This is a genomic window from Enterobacter sp. PL1, assembly GCF_945957325.1.
In the GTDB taxonomy this organism is placed as follows: domain Bacteria; phylum Pseudomonadota; class Gammaproteobacteria; order Enterobacterales; family Enterobacteriaceae; genus Enterobacter; species Enterobacter roggenkampii.
Genome location: NZ_CAMFKT010000014.1, coordinates 80,498 through 99,813 on the forward strand (window position 1 = coordinate 80,498; position 19,316 = coordinate 99,813).

The window sequence follows — 19,316 nt, forward strand, 5'->3', positions numbered from 1 at the left end:
ATGATGCTTGCTCTTGGAATGTTTGTGTTTGAACGTCGCACCCTGCCTTATCAGTCGATGCAGCACTCGAAAGATTACCGCTGGGCGTCTAATGACCGGGTCGGTAAACCTCCTGCGTATCAGTTTCTCGGCGAGGGGGAAAACTCGATCCAGCTTGCCGGTACGCTTTACCCTGCTATTACCGGCGGCCGTATATCCCTGCTTGCTGTTGAGCTGATGGCCGATGAGGGCAGAGCATGGCCGCTTATTGAGGGAACCGGCAATATCTTCGGGATGTATATCGTCGATAAGGTGTCGACCACGCATACCGAGTTTTTCAGCGACGGTGCGGCCAGAAAGATTGATTTCACCCTCTCGCTGAAACGGGTCGATGAATCACTGACGGCAATGTTTGGCGACCTGAATAAGCAGGCCAGCGAGCTACTCGGCTCTGCCGGTAATCTGACTGATAAGCTGCAGGGTGTGCTCGGAGGGCTGACCGCATGATTACGGGCATGACCATTGACGCCGGTGCCAGCCTTGCACCGGCATTTATGCTGACGATGAACAGCCAGGACATTACCAGCAATTTTAGTGACCGGCTGATTTCTCTCACCATGACCGACAACAGGGGCTTTGAGGCTGACCAGCTCGACATTGAGCTCGACGACACCGACGGCAAAGTCGAGTTACCCCTGCGCGGGGCTGTGCTGACGCTGTGGCTTGGCTGGCAGGGTTCGGCACTTCTGAATAAGGGCGATTTCACTGTCGATGAGATTGAGCACCGGGGCGCGCCTGATACTCTGACTATTCGGGCTCGTAGTGCAGATTTTCGCGGAACGCTCAATTCACGGCGAGAGGAGTCATGGCACGACACCACCCTCAGTGAGCTGGTCAGCACCATTGCAAAACGCAATAAACTGACGGCCAGTGTCGCGGATTCGCTGAAAAAAATATCGGTACCGCATATCGACCAGTCGCAGGAGTCCGACGCCGTATTCCTGACCCGACTGGCTGACCGCAATGGGGCGGAGGTGTCAGTGAAAGCGGGTAAACTCCTGTTTCTGAAAGCCGGTAGTGCGATGACGGCCAGTGGCAAGCCCGTCCCGCAAATGACGGTGACCCGCAGCGATGGTGACCGTCATCAGTTTGCCATTGCCGACCGTGGGGCTTACACCGGCGTAACGGCAAAATGGTTGCACACAAAAGACCCGAAGCCGCAAAAGCAGAAAGTAACGCTGAAACGAAAGCCAAAAGAGAAGCATCTGCGAGCACTGGAGCACCCGAAAGCAAAGCCGGTCAGCAAAAAAACAAAGGCAAAAAAAGAGCCGGAAGCGCGCGAGGGTGAGTATATGGCCGGTGAGGCAGATAACGTGCTGGCGCTGACGACGGTCTACGCTTCAAAGGCGCAGGCGATGCGCGCCGCTCAGGCTAAGTGGGATAAGCTGCAGCGGGGCGTTGCGGAGTTTTCAATTACGCTGGCACTCGGTCGGGCTGATTTATTTCCTGAGACACCGGTGCGCGTGTCGGGCTTTAAGCGTGTCATAGACGAGCAGGCATGGCTAATTAGTAAGGTAACTCACAATCTGAGTAATAGTGGATTCACGACGAGCTTAGAGCTTGAGGTTAAGCTCTCTGACGTGGAGTACAAAGCGGAAGATGATGAAGGGTAGTTTTTTGTTTATCTGTTTGTTATATAAGGATTTATTGAGTAAAATTAACACATCAGCCAAACCGTTGAGGTGCTTAATATGTTTCATTGCCCGTTATGCCAGCATGCCGCCCATGCACGCACAAGCCGTTATATGACCGATACGACAAAGGAACGTTATCACCAGTGCCAGAACGTGAATTGTAGCGCCACGTTTATCACATTTGAGTCGGTGCAGCGTTACATTGTTAAGCCGGGTGAGGTTAATGCCGTCAGGCCTCATCCCTCGCCATCAGGTCAACAAACTATGTGGATGTAACCACAAACAAAAAGCCCCGCGAATTGCGGGGTTTTGTTTATTTTGACTTTGGCATTCCAAACATATGCGTTTTTGAGAGCATCACCACTTTAGCTCTGTCATCTGGCTCTTTACCCATCTCGTTACAAGTTGCGAGAGGCTGTTCGAGCACATAGCCAAATGCTTTATGTTTATTCAGTACGTGCAATTCTTTAGTTGTTTTCATGTAGGAATTCGGTACATCTTTTGTCCAAACATCCATGCAAATTCCTGAGCTTATTACCGCATCATAAATTTCAGGTGTAACTTGGTTTGCGTCCAGAACGACAGTGACGACATTGTTACTTTCTTTTATTTCAGTCGGTTGCCATAACTTTAGCTGCTTTTGCAAAGTTTTTACGGTATCCGTTTGGGCGTGGGCGGTGGTAGACAAAAGAATGGCGACGACCGCAATTATCGATTTGAGGTTGAGCATAGAGAACATCCTTATTAAACATTGGGTTAAAAATTGGTTATAACCTCTGAGGGATGAAAAACAAAGCCCCTGGCGGGCAGGGGCATTTTAGTCAATGTGGACGCTATGTGGACAGCGTATGATATAAATCCATTTATATCATTGTGTTAGGTGGTGTTTTCTGACACCATCCCTGTCTTCCCCCACATGATGTGGGGGTTTTTTTTGCCCCACATTCTGTTTGTTAACCGTTTATTCATCCTTCGACTCCACATGCTTCCGTTATACTAGCGGCATGACATGACAGGAGCGTTTATGAATCAATCCTATGGAAGACTGGTCAGCCGGGCCGCCATCGCGGCGACCGTCATGGCATCCAGCCTGTTACTGATTAAAATCTTTGCCTGGTGGTATACCGGCTCGGTCAGTATTCTGGCGGCGCTGGTGGATTCGCTGATGGACATTGCCGCCTCATTGACCAACCTGCTGGTCGTGCGTTACTCGCTGCAGCCAGCGGATGAAGAGCACACCTTTGGGCACGGCAAAGCGGAGTCGCTGGCCGCACTGGCGCAAAGCATGTTTATATCCGGTTCTGCGCTGTTCCTGTTTCTCACCGGCATACAGCATCTCGTCTCGCCGACGCCGATGAACGATCCTGGCGTCGGCGTCGTTGTGACGGTCGTTGCACTTATTTGCACACTTGTTCTGGTAACGTTCCAGCGCTGGGTGGTACGCAAAACGCAAAGTCAGGCCGTACGGGCGGATATGCTTCATTATCAATCTGATGTTATGATGAATGGGGCTATTCTTATTGCGCTCGGTCTGGCCTGGTATGGCTGGCATCGGGCCGATGCGTTGTTTGCGTTAGGGATTGGTATCTATATTTTATATAGCGCCCTGCGGATGGGGTATGAAGCAGTGCAATCGCTGCTTGACCGCGCCCTCCCGGACTCAGAACGTAATGAAATTTTTTCTATCGTGACCGCCTGGCCCGGCGTCAGCGGTGCACACGATCTTCGAACGCGGCAGTCAGGGCCGACCCGCTTTATTCAGATTCATATTGAAATGGAAGACAACCTGCCACTGGTTCAGGCTCACGTGATTGCTGAGCAGGTCGAGCAGGCGATTTTGCAGCGTTTTCCTGGTTCAGACGTCATCATTCACCAGGATCCCTGCTCGGTTGTACCCGGACATGTTGGGCTTTCGTAATTCGTTGTAAAAAAGTGAGCCAGGCCAGCATTTTGTGTATAAATTACCGCCATTTGGTCTGACCTGAATCAATTCAGCTGGAAGGGATTGATATACTATTTGCAGTATTCGTTGGTCGATAAGTTTCTTCCGGCAACAGATTTCAATTTTGCATTCCTAAGTTCAGAGGTAGTCATGATTAAGAAAATCGGTGTGTTGACAAGCGGCGGTGATGCGCCGGGCATGAACGCGGCAATTCGTGGGGTTGTCCGCGCGGCGCTGACGGAAGGTCTGGAAGTTTTTGGTATCTATGATGGTTACCTGGGTCTGTATGAAGACCGTATGGTTCAGCTCGACCGTTACAGCGTGTCTGACATGATCAACCGTGGCGGTACCTTCCTTGGGTCTGCGCGCTTCCCGGAATTCCGTGATGAACACGTTCGTGAAGTGGCTATCGAGAACATGAAAAAACGTGGACTGGACGCCCTGGTGGTTATCGGCGGTGACGGCTCGTACATGGGTGCAAAACGTCTGACTGAAATGGGCTTCCCGTGCATCGGCCTGCCGGGCACCATCGACAACGACATCAAAGGCACCGACTACACCATCGGTTACTTCACCGCGCTGGGCACCGTTGTGGAAGCGATTGACCGCCTGCGTGACACCTCTTCCTCCCACCAGCGTATCTCTATCGTTGAAGTGATGGGGCGTTACTGCGGTGACCTGACCCTGGCTGCGGCAATTGCGGGTGGCTGTGAGTTTGTCGTGGTTCCGGAAGTGGAATTCAGCCGTGAAGATCTGGTAGCTGAAATCAAAGCAGGCATCGCGAAAGGCAAAAAACATGCGATCGTGGCTATCACCGAGCACATCTGTGACGTAGACGAGCTGGCGAAGTACATCGAAACCGAAACCAAGCGTGAAACCCGTGCAACCGTACTGGGGCACATCCAGCGTGGCGGTTCCCCTGGCCCGTACGACCGTATTCTGGCGTCCCGTATGGGCGCGTACGCAATCGAACTGCTGCTGCAGGGCCACGGCGGCCGCTGCGTCGGTATTCAGAACGAGAAACTGGTTCACCATGACATCATCGACGCGATTGAAAACATGAAGCGTCCGTTCAAAGGTGACTGGCTGGACTGCGCGAAAAAACTGTACTGATTGGCTCTGTTGCCCGGTGGCGCTGCGCTTACCGGGCCTACAAAAGCACGACTCGTAGGCCGGGTAAGGCGTAGCCGCCACCCGGCTTTTTTATGCGTGCACGCTTTTTTATTCCACTACGTTATAGCCAATCTTTTTTTATTCTTTAATCCTCGATTCGCTTTCTGGCACGCTGCATTCATCAAAACACTACACAAGAGAGCTGGGCGATGAATAAATGGGGCGTGGGTTTAACATTATTGCTGGCATCGACCAGCGTTCTGGCTAAGGATATCCAGTTACTGAACGTGTCATACGACCCGACGCGTGAACTGTATGAACAATACAACAAAGCGTTTGCGGCACACTGGAAGCAGGAAACCGGCGACAATGTCGTGGTTCGCCAGTCTCACGGTGGTTCTGGCAAGCAGGCGACCTCCGTCATCAACGGTATTGAAGCCGACGTGGTGACCCTGGCGCTGGCCTACGATGTTGACGCGATCGCCGAGCGTGGCCGTATCGACAATAACTGGATCAAACGCCTGCCGGATAACTCCGCGCCCTACACCTCGACCATCGTTTTCCTGGTACGTAAAGGCAACCCGAAACAGATCCATGACTGGAATGACCTGATTAAGCCGGGCGTGTCAGTTATTACCCCTAACCCGAAAAGCTCCGGCGGCGCACGCTGGAACTATCTGGCCGCCTGGGGCTATGCACTGCACCACAACAACGGTGACCAGGCTAAAGCCCAGGAGTTCGTGAAAGCGCTGTACAAAAACGTCGAAGTGCTGGACTCCGGCGCGCGCGGTGCAACCAACACCTTCGTGGAGCGCGGCATTGGTGACGTGCTGATTGCGTGGGAAAACGAAGCCCTGCTGGCGACCAACGAACTGGGTAAAGATAAGTTTGAGATCGTGACCCCAAGCGAATCTATTCTGGCTGAGCCGACCGTTTCCGTGGTCGATAAAGTGGTGGAAAAGAAAGACACCAAAGTGGTGGCGGAAGCCTACCTGAAGTACCTCTACTCGCCGGAAGGTCAGGAGATTGCAGCGAAGAACTTCTATCGTCCACGCGATGCGGCTGTGGCGAAGAAATATGACGGCGAATTCCCGAAACTGAAGCTCTTCACCATTGATGATGTTTTCGGTGGCTGGACGAAAGCGCAGAAAGAGCACTTCTCTAACGGCGGCACCTTTGACCAGATCAGCCAGCGCTGAACATAAATAAACGACACGGTGACCCGGCGTGAGAAATCCGCCGGGTTTTTTATTTGGTCATCATTTTGCGTTACTCTTTTGCCTCTATTGAAAACAGGGAACGCGTTGTGAAAAAAATTATCTTATTGATCCTTATTGTCATCGCCCTTGCCGCTGGCGGCTGGTACTGGATGAAAGCGGGTAATCCGAATGCGTTGCGACATATCGTTCTCGACCAGTGCCTGCCGAATCAACTGCAACACCGTAACCCGGCACCGTGTGCGCAGGTGAAGCCTGACGCAGGCTATGTAGTCTTTAAAGACCGCAACGGGCCGCTGCAATACCTGCTGATGCCGACATACCGCATCAACGGCACCGAAAGCCCGCTATTGACCGAAGCGCATACGCCGAACTTTTTCTGGCTGGCCTGGCAGTCGCGTAGCTTTATGACCCTGAAGCGTGGAAGCGAGGTGCCCGACAGCGCCATTTCGCTGACGATTAACTCGCCGACAGGGCGCACGCAGAACCATTTTCACATTCATATCTCCTGCCTGCGCCCGGACGTGCGCGAGAAGCTCAACGCCGCACAGGGAGAAATCAGCACCCAGTGGCTGCCCCTTCCTGGCGGCCTGGAAGGGCATGAGTATCTTGCTCGTCGGGTGACGGAGAATGAACTGGTGCAGCGCAGCCCGTTCATGATGCTGGCTGAAGAGCTGCCGGAAGCGCGCGACCATATGGGGCGCTTCGCGCTGGCAATGGCGCAGCAGTCAGATGGTTCGTTTGTGTTGCTGGCAACCGAGCGCAACCTGCTGATGCTTAACCGCGCGTCTGCTGAGGAACTGCAGGATCATCAATGCGCTATCCTGAATTGACCCCACCATAAATAGCGTTTACTCGCCCTGCCTGTCGCCGTAGACTTGCTGAAAAATTCTACAGGAGACAGGTATGTCGCTCTGGTCAACGTATCCTCTGTTGCTGCCTTCACTGATTGTGGGCGTCACCATCGTACTATGGGCGACGTCGCTGTTACCGGAATTCATTACCGCGCTGCTGTTCTTCACGGCGGCAATGACCGCGAAGATCGCCCCGCCGGAGGTGATTTTCGGCGGTTTTGCCTCGTCGGCCTTCTGGCTGGTCTTCAGCGGATTCGTGCTCGGCGTGGCGATCCGTAAAACCGGTCTGGCAGACCGGGCCGCCCGGGCGCTGTCGGCAAAGCTCACCGACTCCTGGGTATTAATGGTAGCGAGCGTGGTGCTGCTGAGCTATGCGCTGGCGTTTGTGATGCCGTCGAATATGGGACGTATCGCGCTGCTGATGCCGATTGTCGCCGCAATGGCGAAACGCGCCGGTATCGCCGACGGCTCCCGCGCCTGGTTTGGTCTGGCGCTGGCGGTAGGGTTCGGGACGTTCCAGCTTTCGGCGACGATTCTGCCCGCTAACGTGCCTAACCTGGTGATGAGCGGTGCGGCAGAAGGTTCGTACGGCATCCACCTGAACTATGTCCCGTATCTGCTGCTGCACACGCCGGTGCTGGGCATTCTCAAAGGCCTGATCCTGATTGGCCTGATCTGCTGGCTTTTTCCCGGCAGCCCAAAACCGCCGAAGGAACAGGCGCCGTCTGAACCCATGGGCCGGGATGAAAAGCGTCTTGCCTGGCTGCTGGCGATAGTGCTGGGGATGTGGGTGACGGAGAGCTGGCACGGCGTGGGGCCCGCCTGGACCGGGCTGGCGGCGTCGGTCATCGTTATGCTGCCGCGCATCGGTTTTATCACCGGGGAGGAGTTTTCTGCGGGGGTGAATATGCGCACCTGTATCTACGTTGCCGGTATACTGGGGCTGGCAATCGTCGTGACGCAAACCGGTATCGGAACGGCGGTGGGCGAGGCGTTGCTCCGTATTATGCCGCTCGATGCAGACCGACCGTTCACCAGTTTCCTGGCGCTGACCGGTATTACCACCGCACTCAACTTCATCATGACCGCCAACGGCGTTCCGGCGCTGTATACCACCCTGGCGCAAAGCTTCTCGGATGCGACCGGCTTCCCGCTGCTGTCGGTGATCATGATTCAGGTGCTGGGGTATTCTACGCCGCTGCTGCCGTATCAGGCGTCGCCGATCGTGGTGGCGATGGGGTTAGGAAAAGTGCCTGCCAGGGCGGGGATGGTGCTCTGTCTGGCGCTGGCGGTGGCAACGTATCTGGTGCTGCTGCCGCTGGATTATCTGTGGTTTAGCCTGCTGGGACGGCTGTAAAAAAGCCCGGTGGCGCTGACGCTTACCGGGCCTACAAAACCGTAGGGCGGGTTAGCGAAGCGCCACCCGCCACAAAGGCAATTACGCCTGTTTAGCCGCTTCTGCCGCTTTAACGATCACCGCGAAAGCGTCAGCTTTCAGGGATGCACCGCCAACCAGCGCGCCGTCGATGTCTGGCTGGGTGAACAGCTCAGCAGCGTTAGACGCGTTAACGGAACCGCCGTACTGGATGATCACTTGCTCAGCCACTTTGGCGTCAGCTTTCGCAATGTGGTCACGGATGAATTTGTGAACCGCCTGAGCCTGCGCAGGGGTGGCTGATTTGCCGGTACCGATCGCCCAGACTGGCTCGTAAGCGATAACCGCGCCTTCGAACGCTGCTGCGCCCTGCGTTTTCAGCACTGCGTCGATCTGACGTGCGCACACTTCTTCAGTTTTGCCCGCTTCGTTTTCTGCTTCGGTTTCACCGATGCACAGAACCGGGATCAGACCCTGCTCTTTCAGCACGGCGAATTTCTTCGCGATGAACTCGTCGGATTCTTTGTGATAGGTGCGACGCTCGGAGTGGCCGATGATGATGTATTTCGCGCCGATATCTTTCAGCATTTCAGCGGACGTTTCACCGGTGAACGCGCCAGACAGGTTAACGTCAACGTTCTGCGCGCCCAGAATGATGTGGCTGCCGTCAGCGGCACGTTTAGCCAGATCCAGGTACATATCCGGCGGAGCGATAGCAACCGCGCAGCCGGTCACGCCAGCCAGCTCTTTACGCAGGTTCGCAACCAGTTCGTTTACCATGTGGCGGCTGCCGTTCAGTTTCCAGTTACCCATCACTAAAGGATGTCGCATTTCAATTCTCCACGCTCAATAAGCGAATTAAGGAATATGGCCACCCTGTCGGGCAGCATGGTCTGTGAATCAGTATAGAGATTTTCCCTCGAAAGGCTTTGCTTTTTGTCATTAATTCGCCCCGCCGAGGGTGTCAGATAGTGCCAGCTTAATCGGTTCAACAGCGAAGGTCAGTCCTTTTTCGCCGTTGTCCGCCACCACATAGCGGATCGCGCCTTCGGTATCGGCGTAGTAACGCTTGTTTTTACCGGCGGTGAGGAGTTTTTGCAGCTTTTGCTGGCTTTGCTTTTTCGTCAGCGCAGGGGTAAACGCCTGCAATACCGCGCTCATGTACTCCAGCGCTTTCGCCTTCGCGGCTTTCTGCTCTGGCCCTTGTATCGGCAGCCAGGTGATTTGCATGCTTTTGATTTTTAACGTCCCGCGCTCCAGCGCCGTGGAGGCATACAAATTCTCGTTAATCTTGCTTGCTGCACGGGTCAGGGTAGGCGTGTCGCGGGGGCCATCAATGGCACGAAACTCATCCAGTTGCAGCGTGGGGTTGGCCTGATTGAAGGCTTCACGAAACTGGCTGATGGACTGATCGAACGACGGTGCGCCCGCCAGCAGGTACGGTGCTGTGGTCGGGGCTGTGGTTTCGGCGGCGTGCAGGGTAAAACCCGCGCTGAGCAGCGCTAAACACAGGAAAAGAGAATGTGCCGAACTTTTCATCAACATTGCCCCTGGCCGTAAGTGCTCATGATTAAAACGATATCTGGTCGGCTTGTCAAAAGGTCACAACTCCAGGGTAAAATGCGGGCTAAACGATAATAAGGAACCTTACATGACCATACAGCAGTGGCTGTTTTCATTCAAAGGGCGTATTGGACGCCGTGATTTCTGGATCTGGATGGTGACGTGGGTTGTCGCCATGCTGCTTCTGTTTTTCGTCGCCTATAACGCGTGGCTGAGCACGCAAACGGCGGCCTTCGCGCTGGTCTGCCTGCTCTGGCCAACGGCGGCTGTCGTGGTGAAACGCCTGCACGATCGCGGTCGTTCCGGCGCGTGGGCATTTCTGATTATTCTGGCGTGGATGCTGGTGGCGGGAAACTGGGCGATGCTTCCATCCATCCTGCCGTGGGTGGTGGGCAGGCTGCTGCCGTCGGTCATCTTCGTGATGATGATTGTCGATCTGGGCGCGTTTATTGGCACCCAGAGCGAAAACAAATACGGTAAAGACACCGTTGAGGTGAAATACCGCTGATCACCAGTAGTGTTCGGCGGTCATATGGCCCGGTCGGCGGCGAAGATGTTTCGTCATCTGCCGGGTATCCTTCAGAAGCTGCTGCGTGTCGCGTACCATCTGCGGGTTGCCACACAGCATGACGTGGCTGGTTTCAGCCGTCATCGGTAAACCCACCGCCTCTTCCAGGGCACCATTCTCAATTAACGCCGGCACGCGACCGGTCAGCGTTCCTGCTACGGTTTCGCGGCTGACCACCGTCTGAATCTTTAACTTTCCGCCGTACTGCTGTTCCAGCGCCTGCATCTGCGGCAGGTAGCTCAGGTCTGCGGCGTAGCGCGCAGCGTGAACCAGCACGATGTTTTTAAAACGCTCCAGGTCTTTGCCGTACTGCAAAATAGAGAGATAAGGGCCGATGGCCGTACCGGTTGCCAGCATCCAGAGCGTGTCACAATCCGGGATCTCTTCGAGCACAAAGAAGCCTGCTGCTTCACTCACGATTTGCACGTCGTCGCCGGGCTTGAGGGCGGCAAGGCGCGGGCTGAGTTTACCGTCAGGAACGGTGACCAGATAGAACTCGAGATCCGGGTTATCAGGCGCGTTAACGTAAGAGTAGGCGCGCTGCACGCGCTCGCCGTCGACATCCAGCCCCAGCTTCGCAAATTGCCCGGCTTTAAACGGGTGGACGGGAGCATGCAGGGTGAGACTAAATAGCGCATCGGTCCAGAACTGTATCTTTGTGACTTTACCTGTTACCCAGTCCGCCATGATCTTCTCCTGTGCTGTTTCTCTGTTCTATCTTCCGTACTTAACGGGGAGATTTCCAGCCCATTTGGGCCGGAAAGCTCTATCGATCAAACGGTTTTACAGAATGTGCGTCTGTACGTCCGGGTCTTTGCGGTCGAGATAGTGGATAGACTGGATGCGGCGAATGGTGCGTGATTTTCCGCGGATCAGCAGCGTTTCAGTGGTGGCCATATTGCCCTTGCGGCTGATGCCGTCCAGCAGATCGCCTTTGGTGATACCTGTCGCCGAGAAGACCACGTTATCGCTACGGGCCATATCATGCAGCGCCAGCACTTTGTTGGCCTCGATGCCCATCGCTTCGCAGCGTGCCAGCTCGTTTTCTCCGATACGGCGGTTCTCTTCGCTGTCGCCTTTCACCTCGTGGCGGGGCAGCAGACGAGCCTGCATATCGCCGTCCAGCGCGCGGATCACTGCCGCAGAGACTACGCCTTCCGGCGCGCCGCCGATGCCGTACAGCACGTCTACTTCGCTGTCCGGCATGCAGGTCAGGATCGAGGCGGCAACGTCACCATCCGGAATGGCAAACACGCGCACGCCGAGCTTTTGCATCTGCGCGATGGTGGCGTCGTGGCGCGGTTTGGCCAGAATGGTGACGGTGAGTTCGCTCAGCGGTTTGTTCAGCGCGCTGGCGACGTTACGCAGGTTCTCTTCCAGCGGCAGGCTAAGATCGATTGCGCCTTTCGCACCAGGACCGACAATCAGCTTTTCCATGTACATATCCGGCGCGTTGAGGAAGCAGCCCTTATCGCCCACGGCCAGCACCGCCAGGGCGTTGGCCTGACCCATTGCGGTCATGCGCGTGCCTTCGATCGGGTCGACGGCGATATCCACGGCATCGCCTTTGCCGGTACCGACTTTTTCACCGATGTAGAGCATTGGCGCTTCGTCGATCTCGCCTTCGCCGATCACGATGGTGCCGTCGATGTTGACCTGGTTAAGCACAATGCGCATGGCATGGACGGCTGCGCCGTCGGCGGTATTTTTGTCACCACGACCCAGCCACTTATAGCCTGCAAGGGCGGCCGCTTCGGTGACGCGGGAAAACTCGATAGCAAGTTCACGTTTCATGAGGTACTCGTACAATCAAAAGGAATTGCACGAAGTTTATCACAGAGTGGGGAGGGGCGAGGGGACCGGTGCGGTCCGGGCCCCTCACCCTGACCCTCTCCCCAGGGGAGAGGGAATATATGATTACTCTTCGTGCTCTTCCCACGCCAGGGCGCGTTTCACCGCTTTCTTCCAGCCGCTGTAGCGGAAGTTACGCTCGGTGGTTTCGATGCCCGGGCGGAATTCGCGTTCGATCACCGCTTTTTCCTGCAGCTCGTCCAGGTTCTGCCAGAAGCCTACCGCCAGACCTGCAAGGTACGCCGCGCCCAGCGCCGTGACTTCACGCACTTCAGGACGCTCAACGCGGGTGCCCAGAATGTCGGACTGGAACTGCATCAGGAAGTTATTCGCTACCGCACCGCCGTCCACGCGCAGGGCGTGCAGACGAATGCCGGAGTCCGCCTGCATCGCTTCCAGCACGTCGCGCGTCTGGTAGGCGATGGATTCCAGGGTGGCGCGAATAATGTGGTTAGAGTTAACGCCACGCGTCAGGCCAAAAATTGCGCCGCGTGCATACGGATCCCAGTACGGCGCGCCCAGACCGGTGAATGCAGGCACCACGTACACGCCGTTGGTGTCTTTCACTTTGGTCGCGAAGTACTCGGAGTCGAACGCATCGCTGATCAGCTTCATCTCGTCGCGCAGCCACTGGATAGACGCACCGGCCATGAACACCGCACCTTCCAGGGCATAGTTCACTTCGCCGCGTGGTCCACAGGCGATGGTGGTCAGCAGGCCGTTTTCTGATTTCACCGCTTTCTCGCCGGTGTTCATCAGCATAAAGCAGCCGGTGCCGTAGGTGTTCTTCGCCATCCCTTCTTTGACGCACAGCTGGCCGAACAGCGCCGCCTGCTGGTCACCGGCAATACCGGCGATAGGAATACGGGTGCCGCCTTTACCGCCGATGTTGGTCTGGCCATATACCTCAGAAGACTTGCGCACGTCAGGCAGCATCGCGCGTGGGATATCCAGCGCGTCCAGCATCTTGTCATCCCACTCCAGGGTGTTGATGTTGAACAGCATGGTACGCGAGGCGTTGGTGTAGTCGGTGACGTGAACGCGTCCCTGGGTCATCTTCCAGATAAGCCAGGTGTCGACGGTGCCGAACAGCAGCTCGCCGCGTTTTGCACGCTCGCGTGAACCTTCCACGTGGTCGAGGATCCACTTCACTTTTGTGCCGGAGAAATACGGGTCAACCACCAGACCGGTGGCGCTGCGCACGTACTCTTCCATGCCGTCGCGCTTCAGCTGCTCGCAGATCTCAGAGGTACGGCGGCACTGCCAGACGATGGCGTTGTAAATAGGCTTACCGGTTTCACGTTCCCAGACAATCGTCGTTTCACGCTGGTTAGTGATACCAATCGCGGCAATCTCGTCGGAACTGATATCGGCTTTTGCCAGCACTTCGACCAGCGTGGAGCTTTGTGACGCCCAGATCTCCATTGGGTCGTGTTCGACCCAGCCTGGACGAGGATAAATTTGCTCAAATTCGCGCTGTGACACGCTGACGATGTTCGCGTCATGATCCATTACGACAGCGCGGGAGCTGGTAGTGCCCTGGTCGAGCGCAACGATATATTTTTTTTCGGTCATGGTATGTGTCCCGTAGTCAGATTACAGCGAAGCTTTTTGTTGTGCGGTAGAAGTCGTTTCCTTCTCCTCTTCCACACAGGTGTCGCACGGTAAATGGCGACCAATTAATTTGCGGTAGCTGAACGCACCCAGCGCAGCCCCGACAACTGGCGCAAACAGCGGTACCAGGAAGTAAGGAATGTCTTTGCCACCGGTGAAGGCGACGTCGCCCCAGCCTGCGATAAAGGCGAACGCTTTAGGTCCGATATCACGCGCCGGGTTCATCGCGAAGCCGGTCAGCGGGCCCATGGAGGCACCAATCACCGCAATCAGCAGGCCAATCAGCAGTGGGGCCAGCGGGCCGCGCGGAATGCCGTTTCCGTCGTCGGTCAGCGCCAGGATAACGCCCATCAGAATAGCGGTAATCACCATTTCAACTGCGAACGCCTGCACAAAATTGATATGCGGGTTTGGATAGGTTGAGAAGATGCCTGCCAGATCCAGACTTTCGACGCTGCCGCGCACCATATGATGCGTCTGTTCGAAGTCGATGAAAAGATTGTAATAAAGCCCGTAAACTAACGCCGCTGCGCAAAACGCGCCGGCAAACTGAGAAAGAATGAAAGGAACTACTTTGCGTCCGTCGAAGCACGCGAACAGCCACAGTGCGATAGTCACCGCCGGGTTAAGATGTGCACCAGACACCCCTGCAGTCAGGTAGATGGCCATCGCCACGCCCAGACCCCAGATGATACTGATTTCCCACTGACCAAAACTGGCACCCGCCACTTTCAGTGCAGCGACACAGCCCACTCCGAAGAATATCAACAACCCGGTACCAAGGAACTCGGCAATGCACTGGCCTTTTAAGGTTGATGTCTGACTCATAATCGGAATCCTGAAGAAATTGATGTTTATTGTTAGCATGGCCGCCCGTGACAGCCACGATGCCCTGTAGACATAGTGTTAATTTATCGTTAACGAGCAAAAACGAGAAATATCGAAATCGAAATGTGTGGTCTGCGTCAATAAAATGAGCGTTTTCGCGCCATAAAGCACATTTTTGCAGCAGTACAGGATCAGTACAGGAATGTGAGCTGAATCATTTCATTAACGAATCAGTTAACAATTTAGGGGTATATGACGCGAACGCACCAGGACCAGACCTAAAAGTGTTGCAAACCGCGATCTGCGCGGTGTGTCGCTGGACACAGAGCGCCGCGCTCCATACAATCGACGGTATATGTCGTGCGCGTTTATGTTAAAGCGTCGCCTTGCAATTCAGGAGAGGTAGCATCATGTCTTTAGAAGTGTTTGAGAAACTGGAATCGAAAGTACAGCAGGCGATTGACACCATCACCCTGCTGCAGATGGAAATTGAAGAGCTGAAAGAGAAGAACAACAGCCTGGCGCAGGAAGTACAGAACGCGCAGCACAGCCGCGAAGAACTGGAGCGCGAAAACAACCAGCTGCGCGAACAGCAGAACGGCTGGCAGGATCGCCTGCAGGCGCTGCTGGGACGTATGGAAGAGGTTTAATTCCCATTTGGGATTAATGAGTAGGCCGGGTAAGGCGAAGCCGCCACCCGGCTTTTTTTATGGTTCTCGCTGACTGACACCCAACCATAAAAAAGGCCGCCAAAGGCGGCCTTAACGCTACTTGTCCTGCGCTATCATAGTAAAAGCAACGAACACATTCGGTTCATCACTCTTTACAACGAGTACGCTGGCGACAATGAACGCGATACATAAATAGCGTTTCATTATGCGGTCCCTGCAGCTAACCGCTCCACCGTTCACCACCGGTGATAAGTCGGTGGACACAAGCCTGATCAAGGGTTGCTTTACGGTTGTGAAGACACCTTTCCCTGGACCGATGCCCATTTGCGAGATGGCGGAAAGGGACGCAGCATCATAGTAAGCAACAGCAGCGTAGTTAAGGTCTGTATAGATAATTAGGAATTTATAAAGGGTCGAGGGGATTACCTGAGATTTGAATCAGGGTAAGATAAAAATCCTGGTCAAAGGTTGCAAGCCTTCCCAACGGACCGCGAATCCCGAGGGACAAAAAAACCGCCACATTACTGTTGGCGGTTTTTTTATGGTTCACGCTTACGGTTTTATTACTCGATATCCAGCGGATCTTCGGAAAGGATAATGCCGGTATTATCGGCGTAGAGATGGTCGCCGGAGAAGAAGGTCACGCCGCCGAAGTTAACGCGCACGTCGCTTTCGCCGATGCCGTCACCTGCCGCCCCTACCGGTATGGCCGCGATGGCCTGAATCCCGATATCCAGGTCTTCCAGATCGTCCACCTGGCGCACGGAACCGTACACCACTATGCCTTCCCACTCGTTTTGTGCGGCAATACCGGCCAGTTCAGCATCAATCAATGCGCGGCGTACGGAACCACCGCCATCGACCACCAGTACGCGGCCACGGCCGTTCTGTTCGAGCAGATCGTACAACAACCCGTTATCCTCGAAACATTTCACCGTGACGATCTGTCCGCCAAACGACGACCGCCCACCAAAGTTGGAGAACAGCGGTTCAACGACGTTGACATCTTCCTGGTAGATGTCACAAAGCTCGGAGGTATCGTATTTCATAGGTTTAACGCTCAGTTGCTGCGAATGTGTTCAGTATATCGTGCGAAATGCGTTGTTGGCAAAATCATCAATTGTTAATTGATATTTGTCAGCTAACTGAGCGTCTGGCTTAAGACAATCCCGATGACGAACAACAGGTTAGTCAGCAGCGCGCCTTTTACCGTGCGTTCCAGCATTGGCGGCATGGCGGCCGGGCTGCGTTCGCGCATTACAAAACGGGCCTGCTTAATCAGCAGCGGCGCGGCAAGCACAAACAGCCAGCCCCACAGACTGTGCAGGGAAATCAGGTTAAACAGCGCCAGGCAGACCAGGGCACCCATCAGCAGGCAGGCATGGTAGCGACGCGCATTCACCGGCCCCAGACGGACCGCCAGGGTGTTTTTGCCGTTCTCCCGGTCGCTGTCGATATCGCGCAGGTTGTTGATGTTGAGCACCGCGGTCGCCAGCAGACCGCAGGCGGTCGCAGGCAGGAACAGCGCAGGGATCACCGTATGCGCCTGTAAGTACCAGCTTCCCATCACGCTCAGCCAGCCGAAGAACACCAGTACGGAGATATCCCCGAGCCCAATGTAGCCGTAAGGACGCGTGCCGACGGTGTAGGTGATGGCTGCGATAATGGCCAATAAACCCAGCACCAGGAAGCCAATAAAATCGCTGGGGGTCTTAGACGCCACTGTCACCAGCGCCAGACCCGATAAACAGATCAGCACCACGGTGATAATCAGCGCGCGCTTCATCTGCGCCTGGGTAATCACCCCTTTTTGCATCCCACGCAGCGGCCCGATACGGTCAGGTTTGTCGCTGCCTTTCACCGCGTCGCCATAGTCGTTGGCGAGGTTGGAGAGAATTTGCAGCAGGCCGGCGGTGATCAATGCCAGCGCGGCAACCAGCGGATCGAAATAACCCTGCCACCAGGCAAGCGCCGTACCGACGATAATCGCGGCAAAGGCCAGAGGGAGTGTTTTAGGGCGCAGACTTTCGAGCCACGCCTGAGTACGGCTGATGTCAGTCATAAGTATTTAGCCAATAAAAATGGGGGCATTAGCCCCCATTAAACGTGATGAGAATCCAGTAACCGCGATTATAGGATAAAACGGCTCAGATCTTCATCTGCCACTAACGCATCCAGATGTTTACTCACATATTCTGCGTCAATGGTAACGGTTTGACCGTTCAGATCGCTCGCGTCGTAAGAGATATCTTCCACCAGGCGTTCCAGCACGGTATGCAGACGACGCGCACCGATGTTTTCGGTGGTTTCGTTCACCTGCCATGCAGCCTGGGCAATACGTTTGATACCGTCTTCGGTGAACTCGAGGTTCACGCCTTCGGTTGCCATCAGCGCTTTGTACTGAACGGTTGCAGAGGCGTTTGGCTCGGTCAGGATACGTTCGAAGTCTTCGGTCGTCAGCGCCTGCAGCTCAACGCGGATAGGCAGACGGCCCTGCAGTTCCGGGATCAAATCCGACGGGCTGGCAACCTGGAAGGCACCTGATGCGATAAACAGGATGTGGTCCGTTTTCACCATGCCGTGCTTGGTGGAGACGGTGCAGCCTTCTACCAGCGGCAGCAGGTCGCGCTGAACGCCTTCGCGGGACACGTCCGGGCCGGAGCTGTTGCCGCCGCGCTTACAAATTTTGTCGATTTCGTCGATAAACACGATACCGTGCTGCTCAACCGCGTCGATAGCGTCCTGCTTCAGCTCTTCCGGATTCACCAGCTTCGCCGCTTCTTCTTCAATCAGCAGCTTCATCGCGTCTTTGATTTTCAGCTTACGCGTTTTTTGCTTCTGACCGCCCAGGTTCTGGAACATGGACTGCAGCTGGCTGGTCATCTCTTCCATGCCCGGAGGTGCCATGATTTCCACACCCATTGGCGCGGCAGCGAGATCGATCTCAATCTCTTTATCATCCAGCTGGCCTTCACGCAGCTTTTTGCGGAACGCCTGACGCGCAGCGGACGGTTCCGCCTGCTGTTCTGCCTGGCCCCAGTTGTTTTTTGCCGGAGGGATCAGCACGTCGAGAATGCGCTCTTCGGCCATCTCTTCCGCACGGTAGCGGTTTTTCTCAATCGCCTGGACGCGCACCATTTTGATCGCCGAGTCGGTCAGATCGCGGATGATGGAGTCCACTTCTTTACCCACATAGCCCACTTCGGTGAACTTGGTGGCTTCAACTTTGATGAACGGTGCGTTGGCCAGCTTCGCCAGACGACGGGCGATTTCGGTTTTACCGACGCCGGTCGGGCCGATCATCAGAATGTTTTTCGGTGTGACTTCGTGGCGCAGCTCTTCGTCAAGCTGCATACGACGCCAGCGGTTACGCAGGGCGATAGCCACGGAACGCTTGGCGTTATCCTGGCCGATAATGTGTTTGTTCAGTTCGCTGACAATTTCGCGTGGGGTCATTTCAGACATGGGAGATCCTTACGCTTTGGAGGTCAATTCTTCGATGGTGTGGTTGTGGTTGGTATAGATGCAGATATCACCTGCAATATCCAACGCCTTCACCGCGATATCACGCGCGTTCATGTCGGTATTTTCCAACAGTGCGCGGGCAGCAGCCTGGGCATAAGGGCCGCCAGAGCCGATGGCAATCAGGTCATTTTCCGGCTGAATTACGTCACCGTTACCGGTGATGATAAGCGAAGCGGTTTCATCGGCGACCGCCAGCAGCGCTTCGAGCTTGCGCAGCATGCGGTCGGTACGCCAGTCTTTCGCCAGCTCAACGGCGGCTTTCACCAGATGACCCTGGTGCATTTCCAGTTTACGTTCAAACAGTTCAAACAGCGTGAAGGCATCTGCCGTGCCGCCTGCAAAACCGGCGATCACTTTGTCGTTGTAGAGACGACGCACTTTCTTCACGTTGCCTTTCATGACGGTATTACCCAGCGTGGCCTGGCCATCACCGGCGATTACCACATGGCCGTTACGGCGTACACTTACTATTGTTGTCACGAGCAGACCCCCTGGTTACAGAATCGGGAAACAGAAGCCCTG

General features: G+C 55.1%; 21 protein-coding genes. 10 read left to right on the plus strand and 11 right to left on the minus strand.

The genetic code is table 11. The annotated features are described in order from the left end of the window. From N6P30_RS14370 to N6P30_RS14380, 3 genes are all read left to right on the plus strand, one after another. Nucleotides 1–486, plus strand: a complete 486-nt coding sequence (locus N6P30_RS14370) for a phage tail protein (RefSeq protein ID WP_071687584.1) — start codon at nt 1–3, stop codon at nt 484–486. Further along, nucleotides 483–1,652 (plus strand): phage late control D family protein, encoded by a 1,170-nt coding sequence (locus N6P30_RS14375; RefSeq protein WP_071687583.1) that lies wholly within the window; start codon nt 483–485, stop codon nt 1,650–1,652. The genes N6P30_RS14370 and N6P30_RS14375 overlap by 4 nt, the downstream gene beginning before the upstream one ends. Nucleotides 1,653–1,730: 78 nt before the next feature. Then, nucleotides 1,731–1,949, plus strand: coding sequence for a DNA-binding transcriptional regulator (locus N6P30_RS14380; RefSeq protein WP_040229133.1), 219 nt, complete (start codon nt 1,731–1,733; stop codon nt 1,947–1,949). Between the two features lie 37 nt (nt 1,950–1,986). Here N6P30_RS14380 and N6P30_RS14385 read toward each other — a convergent pair whose 3' ends face one another. After that, nucleotides 1,987–2,403, minus strand: a complete 417-nt coding sequence (locus tag N6P30_RS14385; protein ID WP_040229131.1) for a hypothetical protein — start codon at nt 2,401–2,403, stop codon at nt 1,987–1,989. Between the two features lie 294 nt (nt 2,404–2,697). On the opposite strand from N6P30_RS14385, the gene fieF reads away from it, so the two are divergent. The 5 genes from fieF to N6P30_RS14410 all read left to right on the plus strand — a co-directional run bounded on the left by fieF (nt 2,698) and on the right by N6P30_RS14410 (nt 8,156). Further along, nucleotides 2,698–3,591: a CDF family cation-efflux transporter FieF gene (gene fieF, locus N6P30_RS14390; RefSeq protein WP_008501817.1), complete on the plus strand. Its 894-nt coding sequence runs from the start codon at nt 2,698–2,700 to the stop codon at nt 3,589–3,591. Between the two features lie 174 nt (nt 3,592–3,765). After that, nucleotides 3,766–4,728: a 6-phosphofructokinase gene (gene pfkA, locus N6P30_RS14395; RefSeq protein WP_008501816.1), complete on the plus strand. Its 963-nt coding sequence runs from the start codon at nt 3,766–3,768 to the stop codon at nt 4,726–4,728. Between the two features lie 209 nt (nt 4,729–4,937). Beyond that, complete coding sequence (locus N6P30_RS14400) at nt 4,938–5,927, plus strand: sulfate ABC transporter substrate-binding protein (protein WP_023293603.1); 990 nt, start codon at nt 4,938–4,940, stop codon at nt 5,925–5,927. 107 nt (nt 5,928–6,034) lie between these two features. Next, nucleotides 6,035–6,778: a CDP-diacylglycerol diphosphatase gene (locus N6P30_RS14405; RefSeq protein ID WP_023293602.1), complete on the plus strand. Its 744-nt coding sequence runs from the start codon at nt 6,035–6,037 to the stop codon at nt 6,776–6,778. A 73-nt stretch (nt 6,779–6,851) separates the two neighbouring features. After that, nucleotides 6,852–8,156 carry an SLC13 family permease gene (locus N6P30_RS14410; protein WP_023293601.1) on the plus strand — a complete coding sequence of 435 codons (1,305 nt, stop codon included), beginning with the start codon at nt 6,852–6,854 and terminating at the stop codon, nt 8,154–8,156. Between the two features lie 81 nt (nt 8,157–8,237). Here N6P30_RS14410 and tpiA read toward each other — a convergent pair whose 3' ends face one another. Further along, nucleotides 8,238–9,005, minus strand: coding sequence for a triose-phosphate isomerase (gene tpiA / locus N6P30_RS14415; RefSeq protein ID WP_003862019.1), 768 nt, complete (start codon nt 9,003–9,005; stop codon nt 8,238–8,240). Nucleotides 9,006–9,116: 111 nt separating this feature from the next. Continuing rightward, a complete protein-coding gene (locus N6P30_RS14420; RefSeq protein ID WP_008501812.1) occupies nt 9,117–9,713 on the minus strand; it encodes a DUF1454 family protein in 597 nt (198 codons plus the stop codon). Nucleotides 9,714–9,825: 112 nt separating this feature from the next. On the opposite strand from N6P30_RS14420, the gene N6P30_RS14425 reads away from it, so the two are divergent. Beyond that, nucleotides 9,826–10,245, plus strand: a complete 420-nt coding sequence (locus tag N6P30_RS14425) for a DUF805 domain-containing protein (RefSeq protein WP_023293600.1) — start codon at nt 9,826–9,828, stop codon at nt 10,243–10,245. Here the strand turns inward: N6P30_RS14425 and fpr are convergent, their stop codons facing one another. The 4 genes from fpr to N6P30_RS14445 form a co-directional block, all read right to left on the minus strand. Further along, on the minus strand, nt 10,246–10,992 hold the full coding sequence (fpr, locus tag N6P30_RS14430; RefSeq protein WP_021242807.1) for a ferredoxin--NADP(+) reductase: 747 nt from the start codon (nt 10,990–10,992) through the stop codon (nt 10,246–10,248). Nucleotides 10,993–11,088: 96 nt separating this feature from the next. Further along, complete coding sequence (gene glpX / locus N6P30_RS14435; RefSeq protein ID WP_023293599.1) at nt 11,089–12,099, minus strand: class II fructose-bisphosphatase; 1,011 nt, start codon at nt 12,097–12,099, stop codon at nt 11,089–11,091. Nucleotides 12,100–12,222: 123 nt separating this feature from the next. Then, complete coding sequence (gene glpK, locus N6P30_RS14440; RefSeq protein ID WP_008501808.1) at nt 12,223–13,731, minus strand: glycerol kinase GlpK; 1,509 nt, start codon at nt 13,729–13,731, stop codon at nt 12,223–12,225. A 21-nt stretch (nt 13,732–13,752) separates the two neighbouring features. After that, the gene (locus N6P30_RS14445; RefSeq protein ID WP_014885705.1) at nt 13,753–14,598 is read right to left on the minus strand and encodes an MIP/aquaporin family protein; all 846 of its coding nucleotides are present in this window, start codon (nt 14,596–14,598) and stop codon (nt 13,753–13,755) included. Nucleotides 14,599–15,008: 410 nt separating this feature from the next. Between N6P30_RS14445 and zapB the strand changes: the two genes are divergently transcribed. Next, nucleotides 15,009–15,248: a septal ring assembly protein ZapB gene (zapB, locus tag N6P30_RS14450; protein WP_008501806.1), complete on the plus strand. Its 240-nt coding sequence runs from the start codon at nt 15,009–15,011 to the stop codon at nt 15,246–15,248. Between the two features lie 584 nt (nt 15,249–15,832). On the opposite strand, the gene rraA is transcribed toward zapB, so the two are convergent. The 4 genes from rraA to hslV all read right to left on the minus strand — a co-directional run bounded on the left by rraA (nt 15,833) and on the right by hslV (nt 19,274). Continuing rightward, nucleotides 15,833–16,318 carry a ribonuclease E activity regulator RraA gene (gene rraA / locus N6P30_RS14455; protein WP_008501805.1) on the minus strand — a complete coding sequence of 162 codons (486 nt, stop codon included), beginning with the start codon at nt 16,316–16,318 and terminating at the stop codon, nt 15,833–15,835. 92 nt (nt 16,319–16,410) lie between these two features. Further along, nucleotides 16,411–17,331, minus strand: a complete 921-nt coding sequence (gene menA, locus N6P30_RS14460) for a 1,4-dihydroxy-2-naphthoate polyprenyltransferase (RefSeq protein ID WP_008501804.1) — start codon at nt 17,329–17,331, stop codon at nt 16,411–16,413. 68 nt (nt 17,332–17,399) lie between these two features. Then, nucleotides 17,400–18,734 (minus strand): HslU--HslV peptidase ATPase subunit, encoded by a 1,335-nt coding sequence (hslU, locus tag N6P30_RS14465; RefSeq protein WP_008501803.1) that lies wholly within the window; start codon nt 18,732–18,734, stop codon nt 17,400–17,402. Nucleotides 18,735–18,743: 9 nt separating this feature from the next. Beyond that, nucleotides 18,744–19,274, minus strand: a complete 531-nt coding sequence (hslV, locus tag N6P30_RS14470) for an ATP-dependent protease subunit HslV (protein WP_008501802.1) — start codon at nt 19,272–19,274, stop codon at nt 18,744–18,746. Nucleotides 19,275–19,316 lie beyond the last annotated feature (42 nt).